Annotated in this window: 15 protein-coding genes; 3 read left to right on the top strand and 12 right to left on the bottom strand. The window is 33.3% G+C overall.

The window, feature by feature from the left end; genetic code table 11:
- Position 1: 1 nt before the first annotated feature.
- The 10 genes from LV469_01700 to hrcA all read right to left on the bottom strand — a co-directional run bounded on the left by LV469_01700 (position 2) and on the right by hrcA (position 10,744).
- Positions 2-1,936, bottom strand: coding sequence for an acyl-CoA dehydrogenase family protein (locus LV469_01700; GenBank protein UHR03574.1), 1,935 nt, complete (start codon positions 1,934-1,936; stop codon positions 2-4).
- Between the two features lie 314 nt (positions 1,937-2,250).
- Positions 2,251-2,805: a DUF1836 domain-containing protein gene (locus tag LV469_01695; GenBank protein ID UHR03021.1), complete on the bottom strand. Its 555-nt coding sequence runs from the start codon at positions 2,803-2,805 to the stop codon at positions 2,251-2,253.
- Positions 2,806-2,821: 16 nt separating this feature from the next.
- Positions 2,822-3,163, bottom strand: a complete 342-nt coding sequence (locus LV469_01690; protein UHR03020.1) for a histidine triad nucleotide-binding protein — start codon at positions 3,161-3,163, stop codon at positions 2,822-2,824.
- Positions 3,163-4,401: a tRNA (N(6)-L-threonylcarbamoyladenosine(37)-C(2))-methylthiotransferase MtaB gene (mtaB, locus tag LV469_01685; GenBank protein ID UHR03573.1), complete on the bottom strand. Its 1,239-nt coding sequence runs from the start codon at positions 4,399-4,401 to the stop codon at positions 3,163-3,165. Before mtaB ends, LV469_01690 begins: the two co-directional genes overlap by 1 nt.
- 46 nt (positions 4,402-4,447) lie before the next feature.
- On the bottom strand, positions 4,448-5,149 hold the full coding sequence (locus tag LV469_01680) for a 16S rRNA (uracil(1498)-N(3))-methyltransferase (protein ID UHR03019.1): 702 nt from the start codon (positions 5,147-5,149) through the stop codon (positions 4,448-4,450).
- On the bottom strand, positions 5,142-6,038 hold the full coding sequence (prmA, locus tag LV469_01675) for a 50S ribosomal protein L11 methyltransferase (GenBank protein UHR03018.1): 897 nt from the start codon (positions 6,036-6,038) through the stop codon (positions 5,142-5,144). The genes LV469_01680 and prmA overlap by 8 nt, the downstream gene beginning before the upstream one ends.
- A gap of 98 nt (positions 6,039-6,136) precedes the next feature.
- Positions 6,137-7,258 carry a molecular chaperone DnaJ gene (dnaJ, locus tag LV469_01670; GenBank protein ID UHR03017.1) on the bottom strand — a complete coding sequence of 374 codons (1,122 nt, stop codon included), beginning with the start codon at positions 7,256-7,258 and terminating at the stop codon, positions 6,137-6,139.
- Between the two features lie 96 nt (positions 7,259-7,354).
- On the bottom strand, positions 7,355-9,178 hold the full coding sequence (gene dnaK / locus LV469_01665; protein ID UHR03016.1) for a molecular chaperone DnaK: 1,824 nt from the start codon (positions 9,176-9,178) through the stop codon (positions 7,355-7,357).
- Positions 9,179-9,191: 13 nt separating this feature from the next.
- Positions 9,192-9,725, bottom strand: coding sequence for a nucleotide exchange factor GrpE (gene grpE / locus LV469_01660; protein UHR03015.1), 534 nt, complete (start codon positions 9,723-9,725; stop codon positions 9,192-9,194).
- An 11-nt stretch (positions 9,726-9,736) separates the two neighbouring features.
- Positions 9,737-10,744, bottom strand: a complete 1,008-nt coding sequence (gene hrcA / locus LV469_01655) for a heat-inducible transcriptional repressor HrcA (protein UHR03014.1) — start codon at positions 10,742-10,744, stop codon at positions 9,737-9,739.
- Between the two features lie 207 nt (positions 10,745-10,951).
- On the opposite strand from hrcA, the gene lepA reads away from it, so the two are divergent.
- The 3 genes from lepA to rpsT all read left to right on the top strand — a co-directional run bounded on the left by lepA (position 10,952) and on the right by rpsT (position 14,293).
- Complete coding sequence (gene lepA / locus LV469_01650; GenBank protein UHR03013.1) at positions 10,952-12,763, top strand: translation elongation factor 4; 1,812 nt, start codon at positions 10,952-10,954, stop codon at positions 12,761-12,763.
- Positions 12,747-13,892 (top strand): radical SAM family heme chaperone HemW, encoded by a 1,146-nt coding sequence (gene hemW / locus LV469_01645; GenBank protein UHR03012.1) that lies wholly within the window; start codon positions 12,747-12,749, stop codon positions 13,890-13,892. The genes lepA and hemW overlap by 17 nt, the downstream gene beginning before the upstream one ends.
- 137 nt (positions 13,893-14,029) lie before the next feature.
- Positions 14,030-14,293, top strand: a complete 264-nt coding sequence (gene rpsT / locus LV469_01640; GenBank protein ID UHR03011.1) for a 30S ribosomal protein S20 — start codon at positions 14,030-14,032, stop codon at positions 14,291-14,293.
- A gap of 24 nt (positions 14,294-14,317) precedes the next feature.
- Here the strand turns inward: rpsT and holA are convergent, their stop codons facing one another.
- Positions 14,318-15,319 (bottom strand): DNA polymerase III subunit delta, encoded by a 1,002-nt coding sequence (gene holA, locus LV469_01635; GenBank protein ID UHR03010.1) that lies wholly within the window; start codon positions 15,317-15,319, stop codon positions 14,318-14,320.
- Positions 15,297-17,603 (bottom strand): DNA internalization-related competence protein ComEC/Rec2, encoded by a 2,307-nt coding sequence (locus tag LV469_01630; protein ID UHR03009.1) that lies wholly within the window; start codon positions 17,601-17,603, stop codon positions 15,297-15,299. The genes holA and LV469_01630 overlap by 23 nt, the downstream gene beginning before the upstream one ends.
- Positions 17,604-17,630 lie beyond the last annotated feature (27 nt).

Here is a 17,630-nt window from a genome sequence, read left to right as displayed (position 1 = left end):
CTTATTTTCTGTCAGCTGGATAGTTTTCTACTATAAATCCAGATTTTTCTTCTTGGCAATTTGGGCATACCCAATCTTCTGGCAATTTTTCGAACATTGTTCCTGGGCTTATTTCAGCTTCTGGGTCTCCTACATTTGGATCATATTCATATCCGCAGCCAACGCAAACGTGAACGTCATAGTTTGGTGCTAGCTTTCTTGGTTTTGATCTTCTTACTTTTTTCATTGGTGGTGCCGGTTTTTTTTCTCCAGTTCCCAAGGCTTTAGCCAACAATGGCATGATTTCATTCATATCTCCAACTATTCCATAGTCAGCATTTTTAAATATAGGAGCTCCGGCATTTTTATTTATTGCAACTATCGTCGATGCATCTTTTATACCTTTTAAATGTTGAGATGCTCCAGATATGCCAAGTGCTATATAAAGATTTCCTCTGAATTTTTGACCAGACATACCAACATATCTTTCAAGTGGAAGTAATTTCATGTTTTCAGCTACTGGTCTTGAAGATCCTAAAGCTGCTCCAGCTGCATGAGCCAAAACCTTTGCTTTTTCAAGATTTTCTGCTGAGCCTATACCTTTACCAACACTTACTACTCTTTCAGCATCTGAAATAGGTGTATCTATATCAATTCCTACGGAAAAATCATATCCGTCCTTTTTTAAGCTTGCGACTAATTTATCCACCGCTTCTTGTGCAGTATCAGCCTTTATTATTTCTCTTTTTCTTTCGCCTGTAATGGGGCCTTGTTTTGCTGCAGGAGCTGGCCCACCCTTTGAACCTCCACGTTTTGGCAATCTTCCAATAATATTTGATGCAATTACAACTCTTTGAATCTCATTTGTTCCTTCATAGATTTGCGTAATCTTAGCATCTCTGTAGTGTCTTTCAACTTCCATTCCCTTCAAATAGCCATTTCCTCCATGGATTTGAAGTGCGTCATTCGTAATTTCCATAGCTACATCAGATGCATACATCTTTGCCATGGCAGCTTCCATACCAAAGTTTTCATGATTTTGTTTCATTTCAGCTGCTGAATATATCATAAGTCTAGCTGCTCTAAGTTTAGTTGCCATATCTGCAAGCTTGAATGATATAGCTTGTTGTTGAGCTATAGGTCTTCCAAATTGAATTCTTTCCTTTGCATAAGCTAAAGCTGCTTCATATGCTCCTTGTGCAATTCCAAGCGCTTGAGCTGCTATACCTATTCTGCCACCGTCAAGAGTTTGCATTGCAATTCTAAATCCTTGACCTTCTTGACCTAATAAATTTTCTTTTGGGACTTTTACATTGTTGAAAATTAATTCTGCGGTAGTTGAAGATCTGATACCCAATTTGTCATAGTGATCTCCAAATGTGAATCCTTCCCATCCTTTTTCAACTATGAAAGCTGAAATTCCATGAGTGCCTATGCCTGGAGTTGTAACTGCAAATACAACATATGTATCTGCCTTAGGAGCATTTGTTATAAATATCTTATTTCCATTTAAAATGTAATAGTCGCCATCCAATTCAGCGGTTGTTTGAGTACCACTTGCATCAGATCCAGCTTCTGGTTCTGTAAGTCCAAATGCCCCTACTTTTTCACCCTTAGCTAGAGGCACTAAATATTTTTCTTTTTGAGCTTCATTTCCAAAAGCTTCAATAGGATATGATCCTAAAGATGTATGGGCCGACAAAATAACACCAACACCACCATCTACTCTTGATAGTTCTTCAACTGCTATTGCATAAGCAACAGCACCTTCTTCGCTTCCACCATATTTCTTTTCATAAGGCAATCCCATTATGCCTAGTTCTGCCATTTTAGCGACAATTTCATCTGGATATTCATTGTTTTGGTCCAGTGAAAAAGCTATGGGCTTTACTTCAGCTTCAGCAAACTCTCTTACTTTTCTACGCAATGCTTCTTGTGCTTCGTTTGGTCTATACATACTTTTACCTCCACCCTCTTTTGATTTACTTTCTGTTTCCACTTCTTTTGTCGCAGAAACCTTTTCAACTTTTTCGGTTACAGTTTCTTTCTTTTCTTCAAAAGCCTTCTTTTTGCCAGAAGACTTCTTTTTTTTGAAAAAAGACATATCACCACCCCTTTGCGACTAGAAAACGTTTCTTTTAGTTCAAAAAAAATTTGAAAATCAAATTTCTTTTTTAAACTATACGTTATAAGTATAATATCATAGCTCAAATTGAGTGTCAACTAACCTAATCTATATATATCCTTTTTAATTTGATTCTAACATAGGCATTAAATGTTTTTTCTGACTACAAAACCATCTTCCAAGATTAATTTTTTTATTAGAACTTTGGATGCTAAGGCCAGGCAAGCTAAAGATACATTTATATCAGATGAATCCAAATTTTTTATCTCTAAATTCAACGGATAAACTCCTTTAGATACTGAACCGAATATGCTTTTAAATGCGTCATTTAAAGATTTAATAAAGATTTCATAAGCTTTTTCTAGTCCTACTAAATTTATAAGCAGGTCTATTCCATTACCAATGTCAGAAATTTCTAGCACTTGTTTTAGGCAAGATACTACAATTAGTTTGGCTATTGCTGCCTTACTATATTTTTTATTCTTAGGTTTATCTATGATTCCGTTTTTTACATAATTATTGACCATTGTTGGTGTCAGATAATTATCTCCAAAGACTTCATTCATGAAAAATAAATGCTGCTTTATGAATTCACAAATTTGAAAATTATAATAATCTATATTGGGCAAATCTTCCCATCTTGGCAATTTTACAAGTTCCATTTTTTTTGCAAATTCAACTACATTTTTATTTATTTCCATTTAAATTTACCTCATATCAACCCGGTGGCCACTGAAGAGATCTCCCACCTAAAACATGAAAATGCAAATGGTTTACGCTTTGTCCGCCATCCTCTTTACAATTATTAACTATTCTGTATCCACTTTCATCCACACCCAAATCTCGACAAATTTTCTTAGCAACTAAAAATATATGTCCAATCAAATCCTTATCTTCGCTTTCTAAGCTGTCACAAGAATCTATGTGTTTTTTAGGTACTATTAAAAAATGAACCGGCGCTTTTGGATCTATATCTTTAAAAGCATAGACTAAATCATCTTCATATAATTTATCCGATGGTATTTCTTTATTTATTATTTTACAAAATAAACAGTCCATTAAATCTCCTCTCTTAATTCAACTTCACAAGGTTCTTCATCTGTTTTAATTATAACATTAAATATCTTATTGGTTAGATCTCTTCCGTCTTTTTTTGCCTTCACCCTTATATAGTTGCTTGTATAGCCGAAAAAATAATCCTCATTTTCTTCTTCAAATAGAACCTCAAAGCTTTTACCAATAAGCTTATTTGCAAATATTTCACTAAGTCTCCTGGATTTTTCAATTAATTTTCCAGACCTCAGATGTTTGATATTTCCATCTACTTGACCCTTCATTTCAGCAGCCGGAGTCCCTCTTCTCGGGGAGTATTTGAATACATGAATTCTCGAAAATCCAATTTTCTCAACAAATTTGAGAGTTTTTTCAAAATCCTCATCATTTTCAGTAGGAAAACCTACTATTATGTCCGTAGTAAGCCCGGCATCTGGATAATAAGTCTTTATTATTTGAGCTTTTCTATAAAATTCTTCTGTATCATATCTCCTGTTCATGAGTTTTAAAATTCTGTCGCTTCCATTTTGCAAAGACAAATGAAAGTGGTCACATACCTTATTTGTACTATTTATTCTTTTAATAAAATCATCTGTCACAATTCTTGGATCTACTGACGACAATCTTATTCTTTTTATATCTGTCTTGGCAATTTCTTCTATCAAATCTACCAATCTATCTTTGCCTAAATCATAACCATAACTAGCTATATGGATTCCTGTGAGGACTACCTCTTTGTATCCTTTTTCAGATAAACTTTGAACTTCTCTTACACAATCATCTATTGATCTTGATCTTATATTTCCTCTTGCGTATGGGATTATGCAATATGAGCAAAACATATTACAGCCATCTTGAACCTTTATGTAGGCTCTCGACATTGAATCAATCTCATTTATTTTTATATCTTGGAAATTTTTGTCATCAGATATATCTCTAACTATGTTAATCTGCTGTCTAGTTTCCCAAAATTCTTCACAGAGGTCCACTATTTTGTTTCTTTCCGTTGTCCCTATGACTATGTCGACATCTTTCATAGCAGCTACTTCTTCGGGGCTCACCTGAGCATAGCAACCCACAACGGCAATTATCGAGTTAGAATTTAATCTTTTGGCTCTTCTTATATACTGACGAGACTTTCTATCTGAAAGATTTGTAACTGTGCATGTATTTATGATATAAATATCCGCTACTTCATTTTCTTCAACTCGGCAATAACCTCTTTTTATGAAATTTTCACTCATGTATTGACCCTCGTAGTGATTTACTTTACATCCAAGAGTTAGTAGGTTAAATCTCCTCAAATTTTCTCTCCCAATTTTGTATTATTAAAAAACTAGCCGCAATTGCAGCCGTTTGAGCTCTTAATATCCTATCGCCCAAGCTTATATAGCTTGGATTAAGTTTAGCTAAAATGTCCAGTTCTTCCTGGTCAAATCCGCCTTCTGGGCCAATGACCAAAGAAACATTTCTTTCAGGCATAATATTTTCTAAAAAATTCTTATTTTCTAGTTCATAAGCTATTATCAACTTTCCATCATAGTAGTCCTTGATATCTTCTATTCTTATTGGCTCGTGTACACTTGGAACAATATCTCTTTTCGACTGTTTGGCTGCCGACAAAGCTATTTCTTCTAGTCTTTTTATCTTTTTTATTTCTTTGCCCTTGTAGCTAGAAATAGATCTTTTCATTTCAACTGGATAAAAATCTCTTATTCCAATTTCAGTGCAAGCTTTTAGGATCACTTCCATTTTATCAGATTTACATATGCCCATAAAAAGCTTTAGATTTATAGGACTTTCGGTTGATTTTGTCACTTCTTGCAAAATTCTAGCTTTTTTTTCTTCTAAAGTGCAAAGGAATTTTCCAAAAGGTGTGACGACTTCAAATTGTTCATTTTTTTCTATTCTTAAAACTTTAATATGTTTTAAATTAGATTCACTAAGAAAAATATAAGCATCCTGTTTGTTATCTTCAAAGAATTTATACATATCTTGCACCTATGCCCAGCCAATCTCCTTCTCGTCTAATGTGGATGATTTCAAATCCAGCTTTCTTTAATTCATTTTTTAGCATATCTTCTTTTTCAAAAAGAATCCCAGAGCATAAAAAGAGACCGCCTTTTTCCAGTATCCTTGGTAAATCCTCTATAAGATCGACAATTATTTCTGCTATTATATTAGAAACAATCACATTGTATTTTTCGTTTATATCCTCAGCTAAATCTCCAGTTATAAACTCAATATCTTCTCCATTTATAGAGGCGTTTTCTCTTGCCACTCGAACTGAATCTGGATCTATATCAATACCTACAACCTTATCTGCTCCAAGTTTTTTAGCTGCCAAAGCCAAAATCCCACTCCCTGATCCTATATCCAGGACTTTATCCTCATTTTTTACAAATTTTTCAAGCATTTTTATTGATAATCTCGTTGTTTCATGTGTTCCCGAGCCAAATGCCATCCCTGGATCCATTAGTATGGAATATTTGTCCATCTTTTCATTTTCCCATGATGGTATTATCTTTATTTTATTAAATTTTAAGGTGTGAAAATAATCCTTCCACTTGTCTTTCCACTCACAATCATCTCTAGTTTCTACCAATAAGTTATCAACTCCAAGTCCTTCAAGTTTTTTATAAACATCACAAAACATCTCAGACTCGTCTTCATTAAAAAAAACTTGATATACAGATGTGTCCTTAGGAAGGCTTAGCACCTCTTCATCGACTAAATTGTAAGCCCATGGTGTGGTCTTTATATCATTTAATAATTTCAAAGATTTAGAAGAAAAATCATATATATCCAACATATATAAAAAGTTTTCAATTTCTTCCGCCCTTTCATCAGGACAGGTAAATTTTATTTCAGTATATTTCATATTAAACTCCATATTTAATTTAGATTAAGGACTTATAATAACATATAAAAAAGACAAGTCCATTGGATCTTGTCTTAATTTTACTATATATTTTAATTTTATTGTTCAAAAAATTCTTTAAATCGTTTAAAGAAGTTCTTCTTTTCTTTTTCTGCGCTTGGCCTTACTTTTTTTAATTCCTTTAGCAATTCAATTTCTCGCTCGCTTGGATTTTTAGGTATGATAATTTCTACATCGAAATAAAGGTCACCTTTAGTCTTCCTATTTAAAATAGGCATTCCTTTTTTGGCTATTTTAAACCTCTTGCCTGCTTCAGTTGCCCTTGGTAAATCAAAATCTTCAATGCCTTCCATTGTGGGAACTTTTATTTTTCCACCTAAAACAGCATCTGTATAAGTTATAGGCATTTCTATATAAAGATCACCATTTACTCTCTTGAAAAACTCATCCTCTTTTACATGAATGTATACATACAAATCACCAGCTGGTCCTCCATTTTCTCCAGCATCTCCCATCCCTTCAATTGTCATTATATTGTTGTTGTCGACACCTGCTGGAATATTGAGTTTTATTTTTTTGTTTTCTTTTACGCTTCCTTGTCCCTTACACACCTTGCACTTAGTTTCAATGATCTGTCCGCTGCCACCACATTTGTCGCATGTCCCTACTTGAACAAATTGACCTAATGGTGTTGATACTCTATGAGATACCTCTCCTGTTCCATGGCATTTATCGCAAGTTTTTTTATCTGTTCCAGGTTCACACTTTTCTCCATGGCAGTGGCTGCATTTTACTCTATGGCTAATGCTTATTTCTTTTTCTACACCCGTATAGGCTTCTTTAAATTCTATTTGGATGTCATATCTTAGGTCAGTACCCTTCTTAGGACTATTAGGATTTCTACCAGACCTTGAAGAATAAGCGCTTCCTCCTCCGAATATATCGAATATATCAGAGAATATATCTCCAAATCCACCAAATCCACTGCTTTGAGCCTGACCATTTAAACCTTCTTCTCCGTAGGTATCATATATTTGTCTTTTTTGACTATCGCTTAAAACCTCATAGGCCGCTTGAACTTCTTTGAATTTTACTTCAGCTTCTTTATCTCCAGGATTTAGATCCGGATGATACTTTTTAGCCATTTTTCTATAAGCCGTTTTTATCTCTGTTTCACCAGCACTTCTTTCTATATCCAAAATTTCATAAAAATCTCTCATATTCACCACCAAAGGATATTTTAACCTATTTAAAAAAATTTTAAACAAAAAAATTAAGAGCAGTCAAAAAACTGCTCAAAATTTTTGTCATTAAGCTTACTTGTTTTCTTCTTCGTCATCTACAACTTCATAGTCTGCATCAACAACATCTTCATCTTTTGATTGTTCTTTTCCAGTTTGTTCTTGATTTTGTTTGTAGATTTTTTCTGATATTTTGTAGAAAGCTTGAGTTAACGCTTCTGTCTTTTCCTTTATTTTTTCAACTTGATCTGTGTCTTTTACTTCTTTTAATTCATTGATGGCTTTTTCGATTTCTTCTTTTTCACTTGCATCAATCTTGCCTTCAACTTCTTTTAAAGTGTTTTCAGATTGGTAAATCATAGAATCTGCATTATTTCTAATTTCAATAAGTTCTTTTTGTTTCTTATCTTCTTGAGCATACATTTCAGCTTCTTTGACTTTCTTTTCAATTTCTTCATCTGACAAATTAGTTGATGATGTGATTGTTATATGTTGTTCTTTTCCAGTTCCAAGGTCTTTAGCAGAAACATTCACTATACCATTGGCGTCTATATCAAAAGTAACTTCTATTTGTGGTACACCCCTTCTTGCAGGTGCAATTCCATCAAGTTGGAATCTTCCAAGAGAAGTGTTATCTTTTGCCATTTGTCTTTCACCTTGAAGCACATGGATATCAACAGATGTTTGATTGTCAGCAGCTGTTGTAAATATTTGTGACTTTTTCGTTGGAATTGTTGTATTTCTTTCAATGAGTCTTGTCGTAACTTCGCCCATTGTTTCGATTCCTAGTGAAAGTGGTGTTACATCTAGAAGAAGCAGGTCTTTTACATCTCCAGATAAAACTCCACCTTGGATAGCTGCGCCTAAAGCTACACATTCATCTGGATTTATATCTTTTTGGGCTTCTTTTCCTATTAATTTTTTGATTGATTCTTGCACAGCAGGAATTCTTGTAGAACCTCCTACCAAAAGAACTTTGTCAATTTGGCTTGCGGACAAACCAGCATCTTTTAAAGCGTCTAAAACCGGTTGTTCTGTTTGCTTTACTATATCCTTCGTAAGCTCATCAAACTTAGCACGAGTAATGTCCATATTTAAGTGAAGTGGACCTTCTGCTGTTGCTGTTATAAATGGTAGATTTATATTTGTAGTCATTGTAGATGACAATTCTTTTTTAGCCTTTTCAGCAGCTTCTTTTAGTCTTTGATGGCTCATCTTGTCAATTCTAAGATCTATTCCATGAGCAGTCTTGAAATCCTCAGCTATATAATCAATTAATCTGTTATCAAAATCATCTCCACCAAGCTTGTTGTTTCCTCTAGTTGCATGAACTTCGAAAACTCCATCTGAAAGTTCCAATACAGAAACATCAAATGTTCCGCCCCCAAGGTCATAAACCATTACAGTTTGAGAATCCTTGTCCTTGTCTTCGCCATAAGCAAGAGCTGCTGCTGTAGGTTCATTTACAATTCTCTTTACATTTAATCCTGCAATTTTTCCTGCATCTTTTGTAGCTTGTCTTTGAGCGTCTGTGAAATAAGCAGGTACAGTAATTACTGCATTTGTCACTTTTTCTCCCAAGTAAGATTCAGCATCTGATTTCAATTTTTGTAAAATCATTGCAGAAATTTCTTGAGGAGAATACTTCTTTCCATCAATATTAACTGAATAATCAGTTCCCATATGTCTTTTAATTGATGATATGGTTCTTTCTGGGTTTGTTATTGCTTGCCTTTTGGCAGTTTCTCCAACTAACCTTTCTCCGTCTTTTGTAAATGCAACTACTGATGGAGTTGTTCTATTACCTTCTATATTAGGTATTATTATTGCATCTCCACCTTCCATAACTGCTACCGCACTATTTGTTGTTCCTAAGTCAATTCCTATAATTTTACTCATTCTAATTTCCTCCTTATTTAGATACTTTTACCATTGATGGTCTAAGCACTCTGTCTCCAAGTTTATATCCTTTTTGTAGAACTTCTACAACTGTTTCCTTTTCAATGTCATCCCTTTCTTCTACCATTACAGCATGGTGAAGATTGGGATCAAATTTTTGATTAAGCGCCACTATTTCTTCTATTCCATTTTTTTCAAGTAGTGTCAAAAATTGCTTATATATAAGCTCCACTCCTGAAAAAAACGAATCCTCAGCAGCCCCTTCTTGACAAAGAGCCCTCTCAAAATTATCTAATATGGGCAAAAGCCCACCTGCAATTTTTTCAACACCCATTGCAAAAGCGCCCGATCTTTCATTTTCACTTCGCCTTTTATAATTAGCAAAATCTGCTTGTAGGCGAATAAATCTATCATTTAAATCCTTGTACTTTTCGCTTTCTTCTTGCACTTGATTTTCTAAATCATCTACTATTTCTGCGTCGACAATATCTTCTTGTGCATTAGAAATTTCTTCTACAATATCATCTAAATTTTCTTTATTTTCCATTTCACACCTCACTAAATATCATCGATTATATCTGTTAGAACCTGAGCGAATCCCGAAACAATTTTAATCAATTTGGGATAATCAAGTCTTACAGGCCCAACTATTCCAATCTGCCCCATAGGACTTCCAAAACTAAAGTTGATAAGAGTGGACGATTTCATAATCTCATGATTGTTTTCAGAGCCTATCAAAATCTCGTAGTCATCATTTATAGAGTCTATGACTATATCTAGGAGATTTTCTCTATCATCAAAGAATTTCATAAATTCTTTTGCCTTGTTTAAATCTCGGTATTCATCATATGTTAGTATATTAGTAATTCCATCGAAAAATACCTCAACTGAATTCAAATCTTCATAAAATCTTCTTATAGCCTTTATAGCTTCTCCTATGAAATTTTTATACTCTGCAATTTCATCAAATAGAATAAACTTTCTAGATTGCAAATCTCCAGCACTCGCATTTTCAAACTCTTTATTTAAAAAGTTTGATATCATAGATAAATCCTTTTGGCAAATGGACTGCTTGGCCTTTATTATAGTCTTTGAAACTTCGCCCTTGTTGCCTATTATCAAGAGTAGATAAATTCTTTCTGCCAAAGACAGAATCTCTATAAACTTTATTTTTTTATCCTGTTTCCTAGGGCTTATAACATAAGATGTCAGTTTAGTAGTATCAGCCAAGAGTCTAGCCGCTCTCCTATAAGTCTCTTTAGGAGTCCTAGCCTCTTTGACAAATGACCAGTCAACAGGAAAATCAAGCTTTGCATTCCTAGATCTATTATTTATAATCTCATCAACATAATACCTGAAAGCCTTGTCTGATGGTATCCTGCCGGCAGATGTATGAGGCTTTATAAGATAACCTAAATCCTCTAAATCGGCCATTTCATTTCTTATAGTAGCACTTGAAACTCCAAGATCGTACTCTTTTGAAATAGTCCTGGATCCAACAGGCTGGTTAGTGTGGATGTAGGAATTAATAATAGCATCTAAAACACGCATCTTTCTTTCATCCATATTTTATCACCCTTTTATTAGCACTCATTAACATCGAGTGCTAACTATTAATAATATACTATGCTTTCCCATTTGTGTCAAGTTTTTTTAAAAAAATATTTTTTTAATTGCAATCACTTTCTGCGATTATTTATTTGTTGGTCTTTATGTGATAATATCTTCATTATTAGGAAATATAAATTCTTTTAAGATATACAAGGAGGATTCATGTCCAACAGACAAGAACATATAAGAAATTTTTCTATAATAGCGCATATTGACCATGGAAAGTCCACTCTTGCTGACAGGCTTATTGAAATGACTGGAATGTTAACCCAAAGAGAAATGAGCTCGCAAGTTTTAGATTCCATGGACTTGGAAAGAGAAAGAGGCATTACTATAAAACTTAAGGCCGTCAGATTAATTCACAAGCACCAAGATGGAAAAGAATATATTCTCAACTTAATCGACACCCCTGGACATGTGGATTTCAATTATGAGGTCTCAAGGTCTCTAGCTGCTTGTGAGGGAGCTCTTGTAGTAGTCGATGCTTCTCAAGGTGTAGAAGCGCAAACCCTAGCTAATGTATATTTGGCAGCCGATCAAAATTTAGAGTTGGTTCCAATTTTAAATAAAATCGACCTTCCTGGTGCAAGACCTGAGGAGGTAAAAAAAGAAATCGAAGATATTATTGGAATAGAAGCTACAAATGCGCCGGAAATATCAGCCAAAAATGGTATTAATATAGACAAGGTCCTAGATGCAATAGTAGAAGATATACCTGCTCCATCCGGATCTGAAGATAAGCCCTTAAAGGCTCTCATTTTCGACTCATATTATGACTCATATAAGGGTGTAATATGTTTTATAAGAGTTTTTGACGGTAAAGTCAAAAAGGGAGACATCATAAAGATGATGTCAACTGGAGCTGAGTTTGAAGTCGTTGAAGTCGGTGTGAGAACTAGCACCTATGTAGCTCTTGACTCTCTAAGTGCAGGTGATGTTGGATATATAGCGGCAAGCATCAAGGAAGTAAAAGAAGCTAATGTCGGTGATACCATAACCTTAGCAAAAAATATGACCGAGCAAGCCCTCCCTGGGTACAAAAAAGTTATGCCGATGGTTTTTTGTGGAATTTATCCTGCAGAGGGAGAATCTTATCAGGAAGTCAGAGAGGCTTTGGAAAAGCTTAAGGTAAATGATGCTGCCTTGGATTTTGAAGCAGAGACTTCTGCCGCCTTGGGATTTGGTTTTAGGTGTGGATTTTTAGGACTTTTGCACATGGAAATTATTCAAGAAAGACTCGAAAGAGAATTTGACTTAAACCTTGTTACAACTGCTCCGTCTGTTATATACAAAGTTCATAAAAAAGATGGGACTATGTTAGAAATTCAAAATCCTACAAATCTCCCCGATCCAACAGAAATAGATTATATGGAAGAACCCATAGTAAAGGCTGAGATAATGTGTCCAACTGCTTATATAGGAGCAATAATGGAGCTTTGCCAAGCTAGAAGAGGCACCTACCTTTCAATGGATTATCTTGAAGAAACTAGGGTCATGATAACCTATAATCTTCCTTTGAATGAAGTTATATATGATTTCTTTGATGCTCTAAAATCTAAAACAAAAGGCTATGCTTCATATGATTATGAAATAATAGGATATGAACCATCTGAGCTTGTAAAGCTTGATATTTTGATAAACGAAGAACTTGTAGACGCCTTTTCAATAATTGTTCATAAGGACTCAGCTTATGAAAGAGGTAGACGTATTTGTGAAAGACTGACAGATGTCATTCCAAGACACCAATTTGCAGTTCCTATTCAGGCTGCAATAGGTACTAAAATAATCGCAAGAGAAACAATAAGAGCTCTTAGAAAAGATGTCCTTGCTAAATGCTATGGTGGGGATATCTCCAGAAAGAGAAAACTACTTGAAAAGCAAAAAGAGGGAAAAAAGAGGATGAGACAAATAGGAAGTGTTGAAGTTCCTCAAGAGGCCTTCTTAACAGTTTTAAAATATGATGAAGAAGCATAATGATTTGGGGATATATATTCATATCCCCTTTTGTGAGTCCAAATGCTATTATTGTGATTTTAATTCTTCTGTGGAAAATGATGAGATAATAAACAAATATTTGCTTTATTTGGAAAAGGAAGTTTGTCTTTGGGAGGATTTTTTATGTCAAAAGACAATTGACACAATTTTTATCGGTGGAGGTACTCCATCCATTTTGACCCCTAAACAAATAAGCTCCTTAGAAAATATCTTTTCAAAATTCAAGTTCTCGAATAATTTAGAGTTTACAGTAGAAGCCAATCCCAATTCTATAAATCTTTCAAAAATTCAAGCTTTCAAAAAGCTTGGCGTAAATCGAATATCTCTCGGCGCCCAATCCACAAATGAAACCATCTTAAAAAAAATAGGCCGTATTCATGGTAATATGGATTTATTAAAAGCAGTAGACTGCATTAAAGAATCTTATATAGAAAACTTTAATCTTGACTTCATGATGGCCCTACCTGGTGAAAGCATTGATGATATAGATAAAAATTTTGATTTTATAGAAAAGCTAAATCCAAAACACATATCTTACTACAGCTTAATATTAGAAGAAGGCACTCCACTTTTTAATAAATATAAAACAGCAAAAAATGACTTTCCTGATGAAAATCTTGATAGAAAAATGTACCACTATATTTGTAGGAGGCTAAAGAATCTAAATTTTGAGCAGTATGAAATTTCTAATTTTTCAAAGCCAAAATATAGATGCAGGCACAATCTAAAATATTGGCTCTTGCAAGACTACCTTTCATTCGGTTTATCTGCTCACTCTAATATTGGAAACAAAAGATTTTGGAATTATGGCGACTTTGAAACTTATTTCAACTCAATCGATAAAAATTTAAAACCTATTGAAAATTTCGAAAACTTATCTATAAAAGATCGGATAAATGAATTTGTCATGATGGGGCTTAGGTTAAATGATGGTGTTGATTTTGAAAAATTCGAAAAAAAATTTGGGATTGATTTTAAAAGCTACTATAAGGACGAAATTGAAAAAAGTGTCTCTCTTTTCTGGTGTAAGCTCAATTCGAATAATTTATATTTGACTTCCAAAGGAAGAGATCTTTCAAATCAAGTTGAATTGATTTTTATTAAATGATATTGATAATCTTAAAATATAACTTATATGCCCATATTGTTATGATTCTAGATTTTACCCTATAAATAAATCTTGCAAAAATGGCTATAATATAGTATCATATAACGAGTTCGAAAAAAGCTATGGAGGTGAATGAAATGGCAAATATTAAATCTGCAATAAAAAGAATTGAAACTCAAAAGAAGGCAACTCTACGCAATAAGGCTAGAAAGTCTGAAATCAAGAATGCAATTAAGAAGTTTGAACAAGCTTTGATGGTAAATAATCTTGAAGAAGCAAGAAGCCTAATTAAGCTTATTGATAAAAAATTAAAAAGAGCAGCATGTAAAAATGTAGTTCATAAAAATGCTGCTGCTAGGAAAATCTCTAGCCTAACCAAGAAGCTCAACGCAGCTGGTTAATAGAAACTTCTTATGAAGTTCCTATTAACCTTTTTTATTGCAAATTTTTACTATTTCTTTTTCAAGTAAAATTTTCTCTTCTTCTGAAGATGTCTTGATTTTATAATCTACATCTTGTAAATTTCTGTAAATATCTATAAGTTCTTCTTTAGAAAAATTTTTAGCATAATTTATAAATTTTTTATATTCGTAATTGCCAATCCCAAGAATCGACATCACATCTGTTGATCTGTCACTTAGGCCCAATTTTACTCCTAAAATCATATGATTTTGTCTTGTAACCATTGCCAAAATTTTGGAGACTGATTCATTTAAGTTATATAGATTTTCTAGAATATCCAAAGACTTTTTTATATTTCTATTTGCCAAGGCTTCTAAAAAGTCGAAGATATTTAGGTTTATGTTTTCTTTTACGACAAGGTCTATATCCTCTTTTTTTATACAGTAAAAGCCCATATTAGCAAGCTTATCAAGTTCACTCTTTATGTCAAATAGATTTGCATCCAAATTCTTAGACCCGTATCCTAGTCTTTGAGCCAAGTATTTAGCATCTTCAAATTGTATTTCTATATTTTTTCTTTTTAAGTAGCCACTTATATACTTGCCTGCATCCAAGGGATTTAAAGTTGAAAATTCAAATATCCTATTCTTCTTGTTAAACCACTTATAAAAGCTGTTGTTTTTATTTATAAGACTGAGACCTTCTTGAAATATTAGAATCGTATCTTTGGGACAAGAAGCTACAATTTTTTCGAGATCTTTTTTGAAATCAAATGAAGAAATAAAATCCCCCGCATCTTTTATCAATATCATCTTTTTGTCATTCATCATTGGCAATCTTTCACAGGCATTTATTAAATCTGAAATAGAGGCCGATTTGCCATCAAGCTTTATAAAATTAAAATCGAGAAAATTGCCAATCTTCGACTTTAAATATATTGTGGCATTGTCTTTTAAAAGGTCCTCCTCCCCTGTAAAAAAATATGGTCCAAATAATTCTTTTTTATAAATCTCTTTGTAATTCATCTCTTCTCCTATAATCTAAAACTAAAAAGGCTGCTATTGATGTTAGAACTAGCATTATTAAAAAATCTTTGTAATAATCATAAATTGAAATTTTGTTTTTAGGAAGTGCTCTATCTATTCTTAGCCTTCCATTTTGATAAGTCATCTTTATTTCTCCATCATAAGCTGTTACGAAAGTCTTTACATTTTCATTTTTTAAATTTTCTAAAACAAGTTCACTGGGATGACCATAAGAATTTTTATATCCACATGATATGACTGCTATCTTGGGTCTTACCTTTTCCAAGAATTCTTGACTTGTAGATGTATTCGAGCCATGGTGAGCAACTTTTAAAATAGTTGTCTCTTCCCCATTATAAAATTTCTCAGACTCTTTATCTGAATCTCCTGTAAATAGTATTTTAAATCCATTTAGATTTGCCATCAAAATCAAAGAACTGGCATTTTCATTACTTGCCTTAGAGCCATCATACAAGACTTTGAACTCTAAGTCGTCACTTTTAAGGACTTGGCCATCTTTTAAGCTTATTGTTTTTAAACCGCGTTTTATAATTTTTTTAAGATAAGGTGATTTTGTCGGATAAGAATGCATAAAAACTCTCTTTATCTTAAATCTATCCCATATGTCTTTTATGCCTTCAACATGGTCCGCATCAAAGTGCGAAATGAATACACCGTCTATGGTCCTTACCCCTTCTCTTTCCAGCACTTTTTTTAGGTAAATCTCACCAGGATTATAATTTTCATCTTCGCATCCTCCAGTATCTACCAGAAAATTTTTGCCTCTATAATTTATCAAGCAGGCATCCCCTTGCCCAACATATATAAAAGATAGCTTGAGAGCCCCATATGACCTATAAGCTTCCAAAGAATATATGCCTATAAGTAGGGCAAAATATATAATTATGCAAGCATATATTTTTCTATTAAGATTTGGAATTTTTATAAGCCTACTTATAAGCAAAAATACATAGGCAAATATTGATAAAATTCCGAGTTGTCTAAGATTTAGACTAAAATTTAGATAATTATTTAAGTCATTGACTAGAAAATTGCACATCCTCAAGTAATAATCTAAACACTCGTACAAGGGTCTTATTGGAAGTGATATTACAGAAAATAAGGATGCTATATAGGCCACAATTATTGCCAAACTATATAGGGGTGTTAGAATCAAATTTATAGGTATGGAAAAAATATTGTAGCTTGCAAAGGAAAGTGCCTGTACTGGAAATATGCTTATATTTACTCCAAGTAAAATCAAAAAAGCATTTTTAATGTAGCTTCCACCATAAATGTTTACTAGCCTATTTCCCAGATATATAATGCCTCCCACACCAAAATATGAAAGTAATAAGGAAATATTAAAAAGTTGGTATGGCGCAAAAATTAATATGATAAATAGCGATATAAAGAGTCCATCCCTTGTTGAATATTGTCCTTTAACAAAAAATGCCAGATCTGTGAAAATGAGCATCAGGCAAGCTCTAAGTGCCCCTGGAGGAAAATCTATCATCCAACAATAAAAAATCACCAATATAAGCGCCATGAGCTTGCAAATTTTTTTGTCCAAATCTATGAACCTAAAAATGCCAAACAAAAATAAATATAAAATTCCTATATGAAATCCAGAAATAGAAAGTATATGTCCCAAACCAACTTGTCTGTAAGCATTTAAATTCTCTATTGAGGACTTTTCAGATAGAATTAGGCCCTCTAAAATCTCTGCAGAACTTGTTGACATATAGCGATTATAATCACCAAAAAGCGTGTTTTTTATCCTAAGTGGCATAGCGCCTACAAAAGAGCCTTGTCTTTTTATGTATTCTATTTTAGGCTTTCGGCATATAGACAAGATGCCCTGTCCCAACAAATACTTTTTATATGAAAAAGATTTGAAATTATAAGCATCTTCCGCCTTTTCAAAGTCTCCACTAAGAGATACAAAATCTCCCTTTTCAATATCAAGATCTTCATAAGACTTTATCAAAACTTTTTTAGATAAGGGAAATTTATTCACCTTTAAGACAAAACCCTTGTCCAAAACTTTGACAACTTTGGCTTTTATACTATGCTCGCCCAAAATTGGCGTCTCTGTCCTTATTCCAAAATTTACAAGCCCAAATAAAAATAAAATATAATAAATCAAAAACTTTTTCTTGTTTGATTTAAAATAAAAATATGAACTTACGAGAAATGCCAGGGCGAGAATCACTGTTAAGCTAGCTTTAGTGAAATAATTATAAGTTAAGATTCCCGCTATATAACTTGCAACAAAATACATATAACCACCAAATTATATTATACAATA

The organism is Peptoniphilus sp. GNH, assembly GCA_021307325.1.
In the GTDB taxonomy this organism is placed as follows: domain Bacteria; phylum Bacillota; class Clostridia; order Tissierellales; family Peptoniphilaceae; genus KA00134.
Note: the sequence above shows the minus strand (reverse complement) of the source record. Positions and strands in the feature narration are given on the sequence as shown.